The sequence below is a fragment of the Pseudomonas lopnurensis genome (assembly GCF_015070855.1).
Taxonomy (GTDB): domain Bacteria; phylum Pseudomonadota; class Gammaproteobacteria; order Pseudomonadales; family Pseudomonadaceae; genus Stutzerimonas; species Stutzerimonas lopnurensis.
This window is the reverse complement of the sequence record NZ_JADDIX010000037.1, coordinates 1-17,306: the sequence shown is the minus strand read 5'-3', so window position 1 is coordinate 17,306 and position 17,306 is coordinate 1. Positions and strand designations below refer to the sequence as shown.

16 protein-coding genes and 1 tRNA gene are annotated in these 17,306 nt (G+C 66.2%); 13 read left to right on the top strand and 4 right to left on the bottom strand.

Going from position 1 to position 17,306, the window contains the following annotated elements; all coding sequences use genetic code 11:
- The 13 genes from IN820_RS07885 to IN820_RS07825 form a co-directional block, all read left to right on the top strand.
- A partial coding sequence (locus IN820_RS07885) for an MBG domain-containing protein (RefSeq protein ID WP_235989099.1) occupies window positions 1-1,897 on the top strand: 1,897 nt, incomplete at its 5' end.
- 3 nt (window positions 1,898-1,900) lie between these two features.
- On the top strand, window positions 1,901-3,574 hold the full coding sequence (locus IN820_RS07880) for a ShlB/FhaC/HecB family hemolysin secretion/activation protein (RefSeq protein ID WP_193680449.1): 1,674 nt from the start codon (window positions 1,901-1,903) through the stop codon (window positions 3,572-3,574).
- Between the two features lie 98 nt (window positions 3,575-3,672).
- Window positions 3,673-4,107 (top strand): DoxX family protein, encoded by a 435-nt coding sequence (locus IN820_RS07875; protein ID WP_207793540.1) that lies wholly within the window; start codon window positions 3,673-3,675, stop codon window positions 4,105-4,107.
- A 320-nt stretch (window positions 4,108-4,427) separates the two neighbouring features.
- Window positions 4,428-5,435, top strand: a complete 1,008-nt coding sequence (locus IN820_RS07870) for a hypothetical protein (RefSeq protein WP_193680448.1) — start codon at window positions 4,428-4,430, stop codon at window positions 5,433-5,435.
- The gene (locus IN820_RS07865; protein ID WP_193680447.1) at window positions 5,428-7,428 is read left to right on the top strand and encodes a SpoIIE family protein phosphatase; all 2,001 of its coding nucleotides are present in this window, start codon (window positions 5,428-5,430) and stop codon (window positions 7,426-7,428) included. Before IN820_RS07870 ends, IN820_RS07865 begins: the two co-directional genes overlap by 8 nt.
- Window positions 7,429-7,434: 6 nt before the next feature.
- Window positions 7,435-7,872: an ATP-binding protein gene (locus tag IN820_RS07860; protein ID WP_193680446.1), complete on the top strand. Its 438-nt coding sequence runs from the start codon at window positions 7,435-7,437 to the stop codon at window positions 7,870-7,872.
- A gap of 31 nt (window positions 7,873-7,903) precedes the next feature.
- The gene (locus IN820_RS07855) at window positions 7,904-8,236 is read left to right on the top strand and encodes an STAS domain-containing protein (RefSeq protein WP_193680445.1); all 333 of its coding nucleotides are present in this window, start codon (window positions 7,904-7,906) and stop codon (window positions 8,234-8,236) included.
- 7 nt (window positions 8,237-8,243) lie between these two features.
- On the top strand, window positions 8,244-10,052 hold the full coding sequence (locus tag IN820_RS07850; protein ID WP_207793539.1) for a uracil-xanthine permease family protein: 1,809 nt from the start codon (window positions 8,244-8,246) through the stop codon (window positions 10,050-10,052).
- Between the two features lie 72 nt (window positions 10,053-10,124).
- Complete coding sequence (gene glsA, locus IN820_RS07845) at window positions 10,125-11,111, top strand: glutaminase A (protein WP_193680443.1); 987 nt, start codon at window positions 10,125-10,127, stop codon at window positions 11,109-11,111.
- A 302-nt stretch (window positions 11,112-11,413) separates the two neighbouring features.
- Window positions 11,414-13,456, top strand: coding sequence for a methionine--tRNA ligase (gene metG, locus IN820_RS07840; RefSeq protein WP_193680442.1), 2,043 nt, complete (start codon window positions 11,414-11,416; stop codon window positions 13,454-13,456).
- A gap of 50 nt (window positions 13,457-13,506) precedes the next feature.
- Window positions 13,507-13,713: a cysteine-rich CWC family protein gene (locus IN820_RS07835; protein WP_193680441.1), complete on the top strand. Its 207-nt coding sequence runs from the start codon at window positions 13,507-13,509 to the stop codon at window positions 13,711-13,713.
- Window positions 13,713-14,405 (top strand): 16S rRNA pseudouridine(516) synthase, encoded by a 693-nt coding sequence (locus IN820_RS07830; protein WP_193680440.1) that lies wholly within the window; start codon window positions 13,713-13,715, stop codon window positions 14,403-14,405. The genes IN820_RS07835 and IN820_RS07830 overlap by 1 nt, the downstream gene beginning before the upstream one ends.
- Before the next feature lie 79 nt (window positions 14,406-14,484).
- Window positions 14,485-14,558: transfer RNA gene (locus tag IN820_RS07825), tRNA-Gly, on the top strand.
- Window positions 14,559-14,655: 97 nt separating this feature from the next.
- Here IN820_RS07825 and IN820_RS07820 read toward each other — a convergent pair.
- From IN820_RS07820 to putP, 4 genes are all read right to left on the bottom strand, one after another.
- Window positions 14,656-14,946 (bottom strand): helix-turn-helix domain-containing protein, encoded by a 291-nt coding sequence (locus tag IN820_RS07820; protein WP_193680439.1) that lies wholly within the window; start codon window positions 14,944-14,946, stop codon window positions 14,656-14,658.
- Between the two features lie 5 nt (window positions 14,947-14,951).
- Window positions 14,952-15,266: a type II toxin-antitoxin system RelE/ParE family toxin gene (locus IN820_RS07815; RefSeq protein WP_102853511.1), complete on the bottom strand. Its 315-nt coding sequence runs from the start codon at window positions 15,264-15,266 to the stop codon at window positions 14,952-14,954.
- 31 nt (window positions 15,267-15,297) lie between these two features.
- The gene (locus IN820_RS07810) at window positions 15,298-15,501 is read right to left on the bottom strand and encodes a type II toxin-antitoxin system ParD family antitoxin (RefSeq protein WP_193680438.1); all 204 of its coding nucleotides are present in this window, start codon (window positions 15,499-15,501) and stop codon (window positions 15,298-15,300) included.
- Window positions 15,502-15,855: 354 nt separating this feature from the next.
- Window positions 15,856-17,304, bottom strand: coding sequence for a sodium/proline symporter PutP (gene putP / locus IN820_RS07805; protein WP_328822085.1), 1,449 nt, complete (start codon window positions 17,302-17,304; stop codon window positions 15,856-15,858).
- Window positions 17,305-17,306: the final 2 nt, after the last annotated feature.

The following is a 17,306-nucleotide window of genomic DNA, read 5'->3' as shown; positions in this document are numbered from 1 at the left end:
CAACGACGCCGGCAAGACCTACGATGGCCTGGCCTGGAGCGGCGGCAATGGCGTGTCCTATTCCGGCTTCGTCAACGGCGAGGACGCCTCGGTGCTCGGCGGCGGCCTGAGCTATGGCGGCAGCGCCCAGGGCGCCGTCGATGTCGGCAGCTACGGTATCGCGGCCGGCGGCCTGACGGCCGACAACTACGTCATCACCTACGTCGGCGGCACACTGGTCGTCGATCCCAAGGCCATCACCGTCACGGCCAATGGTAGCTCCTCCACCTATGGCGACAGCGACCTTGCCAACCCCGGTCTCAGCGCCACGGGCCTGGTCAATGGCGAAACCGTCGACGTACTCAGCGGCCTGGCCAACAGCTTCGCCCTCGACCACACCAGCGGCGCCGGTACCTATGTGCTCACCGTCGACGGTACCCTCACCAACGGCAACTATGTGGTCACCCAGACCAGCGACGGCACCTGGGTCGTGGGCAAGGCCGCGCTCACCGTTACCATCAACGACGCCGGCAAGACCTACGATGGCCTGGCCTGGAGCGGCGGCAACGGCGTGTCCTATCAAGGATTCGTCAACAGCGAGGACGCCTCGGTGCTCGGCGGCGGCCTGAGCTATGGCGGCAACGCCCAGGGCAGCGTCGATGTCGGCAGCTACAGCATCGCGGCCGATGGCCTGACGGCCGACAACTACAGCATCACCTACGTCGACGGCACACTGGTCGTCGATCCGAAACAGATTACCGTCAGCGCCAATGGTGGCTCGTCCACCTACGGCGACAGCGGCCTGACCAACCCCGGCCTCAGCGCCACGGGCCTGGTCAACGGCGAGACCGTCGACGTGCTGACCGGCCTGGCCAACAACTTCTCCCTCGACCACACCAGCGGCGCCGGCAGCTACGAGCTCAGCGTCGAGGGCACCCTCACCAACGGCAACTACGTGGTCACCCAGACCAGCGATGGCACCTGGGTCGTCGATCCCAAGGCCATCACCGTCACCGCCAACGGCGGCTCCTCCACCTATGGCGATACCGGCCTGAGCAACCCTGGTCTCAGCGCCGATGGCCTGGTCAACGGCGAAACCGTCGAGGTGCTCACCGGCCTGACCAACAACTTCGCCCTCGACCACTCCAGCAATGCCGGCAGCCACGTGCTGACCGTCGAGGGCACCCTGAGCAACGGCAACTACGTCGTCACCCAGACCAGCAATGGCACCTGGGTCGTCGATCCGAAACAAATCACCGTCACGGCCAATGGCGGCTCCTCCACCTACGGCGACAGTGGCCTGAGCAACCCCGGCCTCAGCGCCGACGGCCTGGTCAACGGCGAGACCGTCGCCGTGCTGACCGGCCTGGGCAACAGCTTCGCCCTCGACCACTCCAGCAACGCCGGCAGCTACGTGCTCACCGTCGACGGTACCCTCACCAACGGCAACTACCTGGTCACCCAGACCACCAACGGCACCTGGGTGGTCGACAAGGCCAGCCTCGTGGTCACCGCCAACGATGCGGCCAAGACCTACGACGGCATCGCCTTCAGCGGTGGCAACGGCGTCAGCTACAGCGGCTTCGTCAACGACGAGGACGCCAGCGTGCTCGGCGGCAGCCTGAGCTACGCCGGCAGCGCCCAGGGCGCCATCGACGCCGGCACCTACAGCATCGCGGCCGATGGCCTGACCGCCGACAACTACGCCATCAGCTACGCCGACGGTACGCTCAGCATCAACGCGCAATCCACCAGCGAACCGCCGGCCGCTCAGCCCGACAGCCCGTCTGCAACCTACACCGACATACTCTCGTCACTGCCCCCGGACGACAACGCCGACCGGAGTATCGCGCGGATCGATGTCGACCCGCCCTACCGGGTCGTCGCCAGCGGCATCCGTCTGCCGGAAGGAATCTGATTCATGCGTATCGTTCCAAGCCTGCTGTCCCTTGCCCTGCTGCCCGCGTCGATCCTGCTCGTCCATGCCGCCCAGGGGGCATCGCTCTCCGCCGCCCCGGATGCGGGCCAATCGATCCGCGACATCCAGTCCGTGCCGCTGCAACTGCCGCCGCGGCAGTCCATCGACCTCAATCTGCCGGATGCACCTTCCCGTGAAGTGAAGCCCGGCGGTCCGACCGTGCAGGTCACCTCGTTCAGCCTTTCCGGCAATTCGGCGCTCGGCAGTGAGGAGCTGTTGCCACTGCTGGCCGACCTGCAAAACCGGGCGGTGACGCTCAGCGAACTGCAGGCCGGCGCCAACCGCATCACCCTGCTGTACCGCGAAAAGGGCTATCCCCTGGCCCGCGCCTACCTGCCCGCGCAGGAAATCGATGGTGGCGTGGTGAAGATCGCCGTGCTCGAAGGCCGCTACGGCGAGGTGCAGGTGCAGAACCATTCGCGTACCGGCGCAGCGGCCCTGGCGCCGTTGCAGGCCCTGAAGCCCGGCGAGGCCGTGCGCGCCGGAGCGTTGGAGCGCAGCCTGCTGCTACTCAACGACACGCCCGGGGTGAAGGTGCAATCCACCCTGAAACCCGGCGCCACGGTCGGCGCCACCGACCTCGTGGTCGACATGCAGCCCGGGCCGCTGGTCACCGGCTCGCTGGAGGCCGACAATTACGGCAACCGCTTCACCGGCGAATACCGCCTCGGCGGCAGCCTCAACCTCAACAGCCCGCTGGGCCTGGGCGACCGGCTGTCCCTGCGCGCCATGGGTTCGGACGAGGATCAGCACTACTACCGCGCCGCCTACCAGTTGCCCGTCGGCCCCTGGACCACGCAGGTGGGTGTCGCCTGGTCGGACATGGACTACCAGTTGGCCAAGGACTTCGGCGACCTGGATGCCCACGGCAATGCGCGCATCGCCACCCTCTATGCGATCCAGCCCCTGATTCGTTCGCGCGACTTCAGCCTGTATGCGCAGTGGCAGCTCGACGACAAGCGCCTGAAGGACGACATCGATCTATTCGACAGTAAAAGCGACAAGCGCTCCCGGGTGGTCACCGCCGCGCTCAACGGCAATGCCCGCGACGCCCTGCTCGGTGGCGGCCTCACCAGCTTCGCCCTGGCCTGGAGTCAGGGCAGCCTGAACATCGACGGCGAACTGGAACAGTTGATCGACGACCTGAGCGCCGGCACGCGCGGCCGGTTCAACAAGCTCAACCCCAGCCTGGTGCGCCTGCAACGGCTGACCGAGCGCTTCAGCCTGTACACCCAGGTGCAGGGGCAATGGAGCGACGCCAACCTCGACAGCTCGGAAAAACTCAGCCTCGGCGGTGCCTACGGCGTGCGAGCCTACCCGCAGGGCGAGGCCTCGGGCGACCAGGGCTGGCTGGCCAATGTCGAGTTGCGCTATGCGCTGACCCCGGCCTGGCAGTTGTCGACCTTTGTCGACCACGGTGCAGTACGCCTGAACAAGGACACCTGGGCCGACGGCGAGAATCATCGCAGCCTGTCGGCCGCCGGTTTCGGCGCGAGTTGGGCCGACCACGGCTGGCGGATCAACGCCGTGGCGGCCTGGAAACTGGGCAATGCCGACTCACAAAGCGACGTGGAGCGTACGCCACGGATCTGGGCGCAGTTGGTGCGTTTCTTCTGAACCGGCCCTGGTACCGAGGCCGCTGGCCCTTGCCGCCTGAATGCCCCAACCAATCCAGGATCAACGATGCCGCGGCCTCTGCCGTGGACGAACCACAGGTGAATCCTAATGGTGCCCATCCCCCTGCCCGATTGCTCGGCTCCCAGGCCTACTCGATGGCGGCCCGCGTGCTGCTGACCCTGATGTTCTGGAGCAGCGGCCTGGTCAAGCTGTTCGACTTCCCCGTCGCCATGGCCGAGATGAACCATTTCGGCCTGGCACCGGCCGGCCCCATAGCCGCCGCGGTGATCGTCGTCCAGCTCGGCGCTTCGGCGCTGATCATCCTGGGCCGCCACGCCTGGCTGGGTGCCGGCGCGCTGGGCATCTTCACCTTGCTGACCATTCCGATCGCCCATGACTTCTGGAACATGGACGGCCAACAGGCGTTCATCGAGCAGCTCTGGGTACTCGAACACCTGAGCATCGTCGGCGCGCTGATGCTGGTCGCCAGCCTCGCCCGGCAACCGGCCAAGGCCGGGGAGACCCTGGCGTAGACGTAGGACCAGCCCTCCTGACGAACCGCCCTTCAACGGCATCGCCAGCGAACTGGCTCCTACACAGAACGGCCGACATCCCGGGCACTCGGAACCTGTGCACGCACATACCCTGAACAGGGGATGCGACCGATTTTCGCGCGCCCTAGACTGGTACCGCTCCCTTGGCAGCACACGAAAGCACATGCAGGACATAGCGTCGGCCTGACCGACGATCAGTTGACGCCACTGGCTCGACACTTGCCGGGAATGCGATAGAGATCGCGCATCGGTGATTGGCCAACGCCTACTTTCGCCCTTTGGGCACCTGGGGATCTGCAGTGCTGAACGGATCGGATCACACGGATCATTACTTCATCGGCCTTACCCAGCAGATCGCCGCAGGCGGACTGGCGCGCCTCGCCGGGCATGGCGGCGCCACGCTGCCGGCGAGCCACGTCTATCCCATGGGGACGCGCTTTCGCGAATTCGTCCAGCCCATCGTGCGCCAACTGCGCGCCGACGAGCATGTGCAGGACATCACCTTGCGCCCCGTGCTGGGCCGCTACGGCACCAGCCAGGAACTGTCCGTGGGGCTCGAAGTGCAAGCCGCCGGTGGTTTCAACGCCGGTGCCCTGGCCCGCAGCGTATTCAGCCAGGCGCTGGCCGCTCGCCAGACCGACGCGTTCGTCGGCCGCTCGCTGGCCTCGGACGAATGGACGGACAATGCCCGCCCGGGACTGACCGTGACGTTCAAGGAACCACGGCGCATCGCCCTGATCAACAGCGTGCTGCACCGGATCACCGGGTTCCCCGGCGAGGGCTGGCCGATCGACGGTTTCACCACGATTCCCGCCCACGACGGCCGGATCGGCACCGTCCAGGGGCTGCGCTACATCTTCCTGCCGGAAATCAGCATCCGCTGGGACCATGCCCTGCGCGCCCGGCTGAACCGGGATGAGGACGAGATCGACATCATCCTGCTCGACCAGGCCGCCAAGATCGGCAGGTTGTGCAAGGCACTGCGCGATGACGACTCCATCGCCGAGGCGCGGCTGAACTGGTTCGACGTGATCGTCGCCGGCATCGAGGATTACCAGGGCGCCATCGACGAACTGGCGCTCGAGCGCGACGTGCGCACGGCCAGCGCCTGCTCCATGGCGCGCAAGCCCTTTTCCGAAATACTGGCCCTGACCAATGCCGGCGTCCTGCACAAGCGCCTGGCCACCCTGGAAGCGCTGGAAGCGCGCAACTGCCCGGCAACGCAGCACAGCCTGCCTGGCCGCCCGGACTCCGGCTTCAGCCGCTGGTCCTCCGCCACCCGGGGGAGCGCGCCCTGCTATGGCTGACCTGACCAGTTCGCTGTTCGCGCGCTACAACCGGATCATGCGCGGCACCTTCGTCGGCGTGCTGCTGGTGGCCTGCGCCCTGGTCTACCTGCAATACCGGCAGACCCTGCGCAACGATACCGAGATGCTCGCCCAGCGCATGCAGGAACAGGCGGTGGCGCTGGACGCCATCCTCAAGAGCAGCCTCGACGCGGTGAACGCCATGCGCCTGCAGGCGCATGCCTGGTACCGCACCCACCCCGAGGAGGCGCCGCCTTCGCCGCTGCTGGCCACGCTGCTGAACGGACGCGGGCCGCAGACCCTGAGCCTGGACGCACCGCCGGCGCCCTGGAGCCACCAGGACGTCGGCAACCTCACCGGCTTCATCGACGCCCCCACGGCCTCGCTGCGCAGGGAACTGGAAATGGCCCTCAGCCTCAACGCCACCTTCCAGTCGATCAAGGCCAACATCCCGGAGGCCACCTGGGTCTACTACACGTCCGCCCGGCGCTTCATCAATCTCTACCCCTGGGTCTCGTCGCAGGATTTCTTCTACGCCGACACGCTGCACAAGAAGCCCTTCTTCCGCGAGGTGGAGCCCATGCGCGACCCCACCCAACGCATTCTCTGGACCCCCGCCTACCTCGACGAGGCCGGCCAGGGCATCATGATCACCGCCTCCGCCGGTCTCTACGAGGGCAGGCAGTTCCGCGGCGCGGTGTCCCTCGACCTGACCCTGGACCGGCTGAACGCCTTCGTCCGCGACTGGCAATCGCGCTTCGGCACCCTGTTCATCGTCAACAACCACGGCCAGTTGCTGGCGCATCCGCAACTGGTCCGCCCGGATGCCGCAGACGTGCTGCCGAGCGCCGCGGCCTTCCCCGCCGGGATGGCGGACCGGGCCCTGAACATTCTCGCCGCGGCCGCGGGCAAGGTGGTCCTGAGCGACGGCTACTACATCGAGACCCTGGCCATCCAGAACGCCCCCTTCCGCCTGGTGGTGATGGTGCCGCGCGGCGAGATGGTGCGCGCCGCACTGCTCAGCGGAGCGCTCACCGTGCTGTTGCTGGTGGCCGGGCTGACCCTCATGCTGCTGGTGGCCAGCCGCCTGACTCACCGCGAAGCCATCGCCCCGGCGCAGAAGCTGGTGCGCTACATCCAGGACGAGAACCGCGGCTCGGCCAAGTCCATTCCGGACGTTCCACCCGCCTGGCGCCCCTGGTTCCAGACCATCCAGAACGTCTTCAACGCCCACACCCAACTGGTCTCCATCCAGCAGGAGCTGGACGTGGCGCGACGCATGCAGCAGTCCATCGTGCCTACCCGTTTCCCCAGCCGTCCCGACCTGCAGATGTTCGCCCGGATGATCCCGGCCAAGGAAGTCGGCGGCGACTTCTACGACTATTTCTGGCTGAGCGAGACCCGGGTCGGCGTGGTCATCGCCGACGTCTCCGGCAAGGGCGTGCCCGCCGCGCTGTTCATGGCGGTGGCGCGCACCCTGCTGCGGGCCACCGCACCCGCCGCCGACGGTGCCGGCAGTTGCCTGGCCATGGCCAACGAACTGCTCAGCCAGGACAACGAGGCGACCATGTTCGTCACTCTGTTCTACGGCATCCTCGACACGCGTAGCGGCGAACTGCTGTACGCCAACGGCGGGCACAACCCGCCCCTGCTGATCGAGCCGGACGGCAGCGTCTCGCCATTACCGACCACCGGCGGCATGGCCCTGGGCATCATGGAGAACCTGCCCTACCAGGAACGCTCGCTGCGCCTCGCCCCCGGCAGCACCCTGCTGCTGTACACCGACGGAGTGACGGAAGCCTTCAACCCGGCGAACCAGGAATTCGGCGAACGGCGCCTGAGCGAACTGCTCGCGCGTTCCTCGGCGCTGGCGGTCGAGCCGTTGCTCGGCGAACTGGTCGAGACGGTGAACGGCTTCGCCGACGGCGCGCCGCAATCGGACGACATCACCTGCCTCGCCATCCGCTATGCCGCTCCGGCCCCGTCCAGGTGACCCGCCATGCCCGACCAGATAGCCATGCATTTCGCGCCGGTCGCCCCGGACATCGACAGCCTGATCGATCGGCTGGAGGACTTCTTCGCCCGTCACGGCCTGTCCACTGCGCTGCTGCAGACCTTCGCCCTGGCCTTCGACGAGATCGTCTGCAACATCGCCGCCTACGGCTATCCGGACAACGGCTCGGAGCACGGCATCGACATCCGCCTGTGGCTGACCGCCAGCGAGATCCGCGTCGAGGTGGTGGACGACGGCATTCCCTTCGATCCACTCCAGGTAGCCGATCCGGACATCACCGCCAGCCTCGAGGAACGCGAGATCGGCGGCCTCGGCATCTTCCTGGTGCGCAAGCTGATGGACAGCGTGGCCTACGAACGGCGGGACGAACGCAATCACCTGATCTTCACCAAGCAACTGGCGACGCCTGCGCAAGCGGACTGACAGCGCGCCGTAACCAAGGGGAGCAACGCGCATGAACATCACCGAAACACTCGAAGGTTCCACCCTGATCCTGGCCCTGCACGGGCGCCTCGACAGCACCACCGCGAAATCCCTCGAAGACGTGCTGCCCGAGCGGATGCAGGTCAGCCCGGCGCTGATCGTCGACCTGGCCGAGATTCAGTACGTCAGCTCCGCCGGCCTGCGGGTCATCCTCAAGGCCGCGAAAGTGGCCAAGAGCAGCGGCAACCGGCTGGTCCTGGCCGGGCTGGCGCCGCAGGTCCACGAAGTGTTCCAGGTCAGTGGCTTCACCGCGCTCTTCAACATCCAGGAGGATCGTTCCCAGGCTCTGGCGGCGCTGGCCTGACATGGACATGAGCACGCCGCGGCGAATGACAGCGGGGGCCTGGCTCGGCGAGCGGCTGGACAAGGCCCTCCCGCCCCTGGGAAGCGCCAGGCGCAAGCGGCCCAAGGACATGATCTACTGGGCCGACGAGAAACCGCCGGTGCCGGCGCTGCTCGGCCTGGGCCTGCAGCACGCCCTGCTGGCGCTGACTTTCTGCTTGTACGCGGTGATCGCCGGCCAGGGTATTGGCCTCGACCATCAGGATCTGGTGACCTACGTCAGCGGCTGCATCGCCCTGATCGGCCTGGCCACCCTGCTGCATGCCCTGCGCACCCGTTTCACCACCGGCATCCTGCTGGTGGCGTTGCCCAGTCCGGTGCTGATGGGCACCTACGTCGCCGTCACCCTGCAGTACGGCCTGGGGGCGACCATGGGCGCCGTCCTGGTATCGAGCCTGGCGATCCTCGTCTTCGCCCGCTTCCTGCCGCGCCTGCGCTCGTTCTTCCCGCCCGAAGTCATCGGCGTGGTCATCTTCATGCTCGGCCTGTCGCTGATCGGCGGCGGGGTCACCCGCGCCACCGGTCTCGACCCGCAACACCCGCTACTGTCGCTGCCGGCCCTGGCCTGCGCCGGGGTCACCCTGGCCGGCATCATCGGCCTGTCGATCTGGGGCAACGACAGGCTGCGCGTACTCGCCGTGCCCATCGGCGCGCTGCTGGGTATACTGCTGGCCTGGGCCTGCGGCCTGCTCGGCGGCGAGCAGGCGACGCAGTTGCAGGATCACCCGTCGTTCGCCGTGCCCCTGCTCGGTCTCGCGCTGCCCGCCCCGGAATTCGTGCCCCTGGCGATCCTCGCCATCTTCATCCCGGAGTTCGTCGGTGCCGTCGACGGGGTCGCCAGTTCCATGACCATGGATCGCATGAACGACGCCGGCTGGCGCCGTCCCGACATGCCCATGGCCTCCCGGGCGATGAGCACCACGGCCTTCATCAACATCCTCCACGGCCTGGCCGGCACCCTCACCAGCGGCACCTCCAGCGCCAACATCGGCCTGGCCCAGGCCACCGGCGCCACCTCGCGATACATCGGCATGGCCGCCGGCCTACTGCTCCTCGGGTTCGCCTTCCTGCCGCAACTCGCCGGGCTCTTCGCCCTCACCCCGGCCCCGGTGATCGGCGGCATCCTCATCTATACCGCCGCCTACATGCTGGTCGCCGGCATGGACCTGATCCTCTCGCGGATGCTCAACCAGAGACGGATCTTCACCGTCGGCCTGGCCATCGTCGCCGGCAGCGCGGTTATGCTGCTGCCACGCCTGGTCGAGGGCGCCCCCGCGTGGAGTCATACCATCGTCGAATCCGGCCTCACCCTGGCTTCGCTGGTGGCCATCGCCCTCAACGCGCTGCTGCGCATCGGCGTACGCCGCAGCGCCTGCACCAGCCTGCCGGCCAGCGCCCCGGCCGCCGCGCTGGCCGACTTCCTCGAGCAGGCCGGCATGACCTGGGGCTGCCGCCGCGACGTGGTCATGCGCGCCGCCGGCGCCCTCGGCGAAGCCATCGAAGCCCTGCAGGCCGCCGACCTGGTGGATGGTCCGCTGGAACTGTCCGCCAGCTTCGACGAGTTCAACCTGACCTGCGTGCTCGCCTATCCCGGCCGGCCGCTGCCGTTCTCCAGCGCCGCGGCGCCAACCACCGACGCGCTGCTCGGCGAGGACGAGGACGCCTTCGAACTGGCGATGCGCCAGGTCTCCTCCGTACTGGTGGCGCGCCTCGCCGACCGCGTGCGCACCAGCGCCATGGAAGACCGCGCCAGCCTGCGCCTGCAGTTCGATCACTGATACCCGGCACAACGCACGACCGATACATCCACAACCCGGGCGCTGCGCCCACTCGATCGAGGAGACACCGACATGCATGCACAACCAACGGGGCAGACTTCGGCCATCGAGCAGATCCTCGCGGACGTCCACCGACGCACCCTCGGCCGTCGTGACGGAGAGCTGGCCGACTACATCCCGGAGCTGGGCAAGGTGGCGCCGGATCCTTACGGCATCGCCATCGCCACCCTCGGCGGCAAGCTGCACTGCATCGGCGACGTCGACGTGCCCTTCACCATCCAGTCCATTTCCAAGGCGCTGACCTTCTGCATGGCCCTGGAACTGCTGGGCCGCGAAGACGTGTTCGCCCGGGTCGGCGTCGAACCCAGCGGCGACGCCTTCAACGCCATCGAGTTCGACCCTGTCAGCCGCCGCCCCTACAACCCCATGGTCAACGCCGGCGCCATCACCGTCGCCGGGATGCTTCGCGACGCCCTCGGCGGCAACGCCTTCGAAATCCTTCTCGAGCGCTTCTCCCTGGCCGCCGGGCGTGCCCTCGAACTGGACGAGGCGGTCTATCGTTCCGAAGCCGCCAGCGGCCACCGCAACCGCGCCATCGGCCACCTGCTGCTGAGCGTCGGCGCGCTCCGCGAACCGGTCGATCCGGTGCTCGACCTGTACTTCCGGCAATGCGCCATCCAGGTCACCGCCCGGGACCTCGCCCTGATCGGCGCCACCATCGCCAACATGGGCGAGAATCCCGTCAGCGGCACCCAGGTCTTCGACGTCGATGCCGTGCGCGACACCCTGGCGGTGATGTTCACCTGCGGCATGTACGACTATTCCGGCAACTGGGCCTACGATGTCGGCGTACCGGCCAAGAGCGGCGTCGGCGGCGGCATCATCGGCGTGGTCAACCGCCAGCTCGGCATCGGCACCTTCTCCCCGCGGCTCGACGCCAAGGGCAACTCGGTGCGCGGCGTATGCGGTTTCCGCATGCTCTCCGACGAACTCGGCCTGCATGCCTTCGACCCGACCAACCGGGGCTCGGCGCTCGTCGACTCGTTTCTTGCCCGCTGAAGACCCGCAACGGCCGTACCCATGCTGGCCGTCTGCCAGGGTGAACCCGTAGGGCCGACTCAGGAGCGAAGCGAACAGTCCGCCACCTCGCCGGCGTCCCACCAATCCCACGGCGTACAGCTTCGCGACGACGGCATGGATGCAGGAAGTAGAGCGACGCAGAAAGCCAAAGCCGAGTACGCCCGACGCTTTGCGCGCATGGCGCGATCGCCCTGTGCTTTTGCTTGCGGCTTGTAGCTTGAAGCTTGCCGCTTCCCTTATAGTTACCGACTTCCCTCGTGTTACCAGTGCAGCCGATCACCATGACCGAAGCCCGCAAGATTCTCGTCACCAGCGCCCTGCCCTACGCCAACGGTTCGATCCACCTCGGCCACATGCTCGAGTACATCCAGACCGACATGTGGGTGCGCTTCCAGAAGCTGCGCGGCAATCAGTGCATCTATGTCTGCGCCGACGATGCCCATGGCTCGGCGATCATGCTGCGCGCGGAGAAGGAAGGCATCACTCCCGAGCAACTGATCGCCAACGTACAGGCCGAACACGGCAGCGACTTCGCCGACTTTCTGGTGGACTTCGACAACTTCCACTCGACCCACTCGGAAGAGAACCGCGAACTGGCCGAGCTGATCTACGCCCGCCTGCGCGACGCCGGCCACATCGCCACCCGCTCGGTGACCCAGTATTTCGATCCCGAGAAGGGCATGTTCCTCGCCGACCGCTTCATCAAGGGCACCTGCCCCAAGTGCGCCGCCGAAGACCAGTACGGCGACAACTGCGAGAAATGCGGCGCCACCTACGAGCCGACCGAACTGAAAGATCCGCGCTCGGCGATCTCCGGCGCCACGCCAGTGCTCAAGGACTCCAAGCACTTCTTCTTCAAGCTGCCCGACTTCGAAGCCATGCTCAAGCAGTGGACGCGCGGCGGCGCGTTGCAGGAGTCGGTGGCCAACAAGATCGCCGAATGGCTCGATGGCGGCCTGCAGGAATGGGACATCTCCCGCGATGCGCCCTACTTCGGTTTCGAGATTCCCGGCGAGCCGGGCAAGTACTTCTACGTCTGGCTGGACGCGCCGATCGGCTACATGGCCAGCTTCGAGAACCTCTGCAAGCGCCGCCCCGAGCTGGACTTCGACACCTTCTGGGGCAAGGACTCCAAGGCCGAGCTGTACCACTTCATCGGCAAGGACATCATCAACTTCCACACCCTGTTCTGGCCGGCCATGCTCGAAGGCGCGGGCTTCCGCAAGCCGACCGCGGTCAACGTGCACGGCTACCTGACGGTGAACGGGCAGAAGATGTCCAAGTCGCGTGGCACCTTCATCAAGGCGCGCACCTACCTCGAACACCTGAACCCCGAATACCTGCGCTACTACTACGCCTCCAAGCTCGGCCGCGGCGTCGACGACCTCGACCTGAACCTCGAGGACTTCGTGCAGAAGGTCAACTCCGACCTGGTCGGCAAGGTGGTGAACATCGCCAGCCGCTGCGCCGGCTTCATCCACAAGGGCAACGCCGGGGTGATGGTCGAGGCCAATGCCGCGCCGGAGCTGACCGACGCCTTCCGCGCGGCCGCACCGTCGATCGCCGAGGCCTACGAGGCACGCGACTTCGCCCGCGCCATGCGCGAGATCATGGCCCTGGCCGACCGTGCCAACGCCTGGATCGCCGACAAGGCACCCTGGGCGCTGAACAAGGTCGAAGGCAAGCAGGCCGAGGTGCAGGAAATCTGCGCCCTGGGCATCAACCTGTTCCGCCAGTTGGTGATCTTCTTGAAGCCCGTGCTGCCGAACCTCGCCGCCGCGGCCGAGCAGTTCCTCAACGTCGCGCCATTGCGCTGGGACGACCACCAGACGCTGCTGGCCAACCATCCGCTCAACCCCTTCACCCCGTTGCTGACCCGCATCGAGCCGGCGAAGATCGAGGCCATGATCGAAGCTTCCAGGGAAGACCTGGCCGCCAGCGAAACCGCCGCCGCCCCGGCGGGCAATGGCGAACTGACGAAGGAGCCGCTGGCTGCGGAAATAAACTTCGATGCCTTTGCGGCGGTGGACCTGCGTATTGCCCTGATCGAAAAGGCCGAGTTCGTCGAAGGCGCCGACAAGCTGCTGCGCCTGACCCTGGATATCGGCGATGCCAAGCGCAACGTCTTCTCCGGGATCAAGAGTGCCTACCCGGACCCGAGCAAGCTGGAAGGCCGGCTGACCCTCTACGTCGCCAATCTGGCGCCGCGCAAGATGAAGTTCGGCCTGTCCGAAGGCATGGTCCTGGCCGCCGGCCCGGGCGGCAGCGAAATCTACCTGCTCAGCCCCGACAACGGCGCCAGGCCGGGCCAGCGCGTCATGTAACCGCCCCGCGTGCCGGNCCCGATCCGGCACGCGGCCCTCACGGAAACGCCATGAGCGCACCTGTGCCCCCCTCACGCTGCCCACTCTGCGGCCAGCCCAATCAATGCGCCCAGTGCGATCCCAGCGCGGCACAGCCCTGCTGGTGCTTCTCGACCCGCATCCCGCGCCAGATTCGCGCAAGCATTCCGCAGGAGGCTCGCAACAAAGCCTGCATCTGTGCCCGCTGCGCCGACGGCAGCACCGCCCCCGAACACTGATGCGCCTCGATCGCTTCCTCGCCAACCTCCCCCGCTTCAGTCGTCAGGATGCCCGCCACCTGCTGGCGGAGGGTCGTATCCGTGTGGACGGCCAGGCCATGCGGGCCATGGATTGCGAAGTCAGGCTCTTCAGCCGCATCGAGCTGGATGACGAAGTGTTGCAAGCCGGCAAGGCCGCGCGCTACCTCATGCTGAACAAACCGGCCGGCTGCGCGAGCGCGACCCGGGACGCCGTGCACCGTACCGTGCTCGACCTCATCGCCGAGCCGGACCGGGACGAACTGCATATCGCCGGCCGCCTCGATTTCAACACCACCGGGCTGATGCTGCTCACCAACGACGGCCAGTGGTCGCGCCGCCTGACCCAGCCGAGCAGCCTGCAGGGCAAGGTCTACCTGGTCGAAACCGAAGACGAGATCGATCCGGGCTGTATCGAAGCCTTTGCCCAAGGCCTGTACTTTCGCTTCGAAAACCTCACCACCCTGCCCGCCCGGCTGGAACTGCTCGGCCCGCGCCGCGCCCGCCTGACCCTGCACGAAGGCCGCTACCACCAGGTCAAGCGCATGTTCGGCCGCTTCGACAACAAGGTCACCGCCCTGCATCGCGAAAGCATGGGCCCCTTGCTGCTGGATTCAGCACTCGATCTCGGCGAATACCGGCCATTGACACCGCACGAAATCGCCCGAATCTGAGCCAATTCGGCCGGCCCGCGGAAAAAGCCGACGCCACGCTTCATTTCACCCCTGGCTTCTGGTAAAAAGGCACCCCTGAGCGGGCGTCGTATAATGGCATTACCTGAGCTTCCCAAGCTCATGACGAGGGTTCGATTCCCTTCGCCCGCTCCAGACGCCGTAAGTTAAAGCCCTGTTTTTACAGGGCTTTATCGTTTCTGGCTTTTGCTGGTGTCGAAGAAGTGTCGAAAAGGTCCGGCGGCAAGGTGAATCAGACGGGCGAAAGCGCCTGGATGACGTGCTTCGGATCGTTATGAATGGCACGCAACAGTGCCTTCGCCGGCCCAGTCGGCTCACGTCGGCCTTGTTCCCAGTTACGCAGCGTACCGAGCTGAACATCGATCATGGCTGCGAACTTGGCTTGAGTCAGCCCTGTCGCCTTGCGGATCTCTTTCACCTGCAGCGCATCCACGGTGAATTCCCGAGAAGGTTGCCGCTCGCCTCGATGGATCTCATCCATCTGCTGGACGCTTTCCAGAAGGTCTTCGAAGAATTTGCTCATGGTGCTTACCTCCACCGCTCGATGATTTGCTTGAGCACCTTGCGCTCGTCCGCTGTCAGGTCATCCTTCTCGTTCTTCGGATAGATCAACAGCAACGCGATCTGTGAAGCAGCCGTGAAGTGGTAGTAGATGACCCGGGACCCGCCTCGCTTGCCGTGACCGCTAGAAGCAACCCGAACCTTGCGAATACCGCCAGTACCTTCGATCACATCGCCCATGTCCGGGCGGTCGGCCAGTTGTCGCTGAAACTCCGCATAGCTGTCATCGCTAAGCAGCTCCCGCAGGCGCTTGGTGAAGATCGGTGTCTCGATAAAGATCATAGCCGCATAGTACGCCAGTGGCGCACCCCCTTCAATTGATTCGATCGGCATCGGCCGGCGCAGTCGGAGCCGTGGCGGTGCCCGCCAGTAACAAGCTACGCAGGTGCTGGCGATCCTGATCCTTGCGGATCAATTCGCGAACATATTCACTACTGGTGCCGTAACCACGCTGACTGACTTGTTCGTCCACGAAGTTCTTGAGTGCGCCCGGCAAGGAAATATTCATGGTGCTCATGCGGGAAGCTCCCTTTTGGCAAAAATTGGCAAGACGACTTTGGCACAAAGCTAAGGAGGGCGTCGATAAAGTGTCGAAATCACCGGAACGGATTGCATAGAACGAGCCGCCAGGCAAAGGCGTTCCGCTTCGGCCCGCCGAGGGAATCGGCGGGCATGAGGCTGGCGGGCTGAAGCCCACCCGAACTGGCATGCATTGCGCAAGCCTCGGCTTCAATCCCGCGCTTGATCGTAGGAGCCAGGGGGGGACGCCGAGTCCTTGCCGGCGATCGGCGCCGCGGTTCGCCCGCAAGCGGGCTCCCTACGATGGTGCACAAAGCGGAATCCGCATTCATGCCCACCCGAGGCCGGAGGATCAGCCGGCGTGGTAGTCCGCGTCGGCTTCCTCGAAGCGCTTGACGATGCTCGGCGCCGGTTCGGCGTCCAGCTTGCTCACCACGAAGATGGCGAGGCTGGCGAGGATGAAGCCGGGGATGATCTCGTACAGGCCCAGGCCGATGAATTCCTTCCACACCACCACGGTAACCGCACCGACCAGCATGCCCACCAGCGCGCCGTTGCGCGTCATGCGCTTCCACAGCAGCGAGATCAGCACCACCGGACCGAACGCCGCGCCGAAGCCGGCCCAGGCGTAGGACACCAGGCCCAGCACCTTGCTCTCCGGGTTGGAGGCGATGCCGATGGCGATCAGCGCGATCAGCAGCACCATGCCGCGGCCGACCCACACCAGCTCGGTCTGCGAGGCGTTCTTGCGCAGCATGGCCTTGTAGAAGTCCTGGGTCAGGGCGCTGGAGCTGACCAGCAGCTGGGCGCTGAGGGTGCTCATCACCGCCGCCAGCACACCGGAGAGGATGATGCCGGCCACCCACGGGTTGAACAGGATCTTCACCAGTTCCATGAACACCCGCTCGCCGTTCTGGCTCACCGCGCCCGCCTGCTCCGGGTGGTCGGCGAAGTAGGCGATGCCGAGAAAGCCCACCGCCACCGCCCCGGCCAGGGTCAGGATCATCCAGGTCATGCCGATGCGCCGGGCGTTGGGGATGGTCTTGATCGAGTCGGCGGCCATGAAGCGCACCAGGATGTGCGGCTGGCCGAAGTAGCCCAGGCCCCAGGCCAGCAGCGAGATGATGGCGACGAAGGACAGGCCACGGAACATGTCGAAGTTGGCCGGGTTCTGCGCTTCGATGGTGGCCATCACGGTGCCCATGTCGCCCAGGGCGAGGATGACGAACAGCGGCGTGATCAGCAACGCGAAGATCATCAGCGTGGCCTGCACGGTGTCGGTCCAGCTCACCGCCAGGAAGCCGCCGATGAACACGTAGAGGATGGTCGCCGCCGCGCCGACCCACAGCGCGTATTCGTACGGCATGCCGAAGGTCGACTCGAACAGCCGTGCGCCGGCCACCACGCCCGAGGCGCAGTAGATGGTGAAGAACACCAGGATCACCAGCGCGGAGAAGATCCGCAGCAGGCGGCTCTGGTCCTCGAAGCGGTGGGAGAAGTAGTCCGGCAGGGTCAGCGCGTTGTGGTTGTGCTCGGTGTGCACGCGCAGACGCCCGGCGACGAACAGCCAGTTCAGCCAGGCGCCGACGATCAGGCCGATGGCGATCCAGCTTTCCGACAGGCCGGCGACGAAGATCGCCCCGGGCAGGCCCATCAGCAGCCAGCCGCTCATGTCCGAGGCGCCGGCCGACAGCGCGGTGACGAAGCTGCCGAGGCTGCGCCCGCCGAGGATGTAGTCGGAGAAGTTCTTGGTGGCGCGGTAGGCGATGAAGCCGATCAGGATCATCGCCGCGATGTAGATCA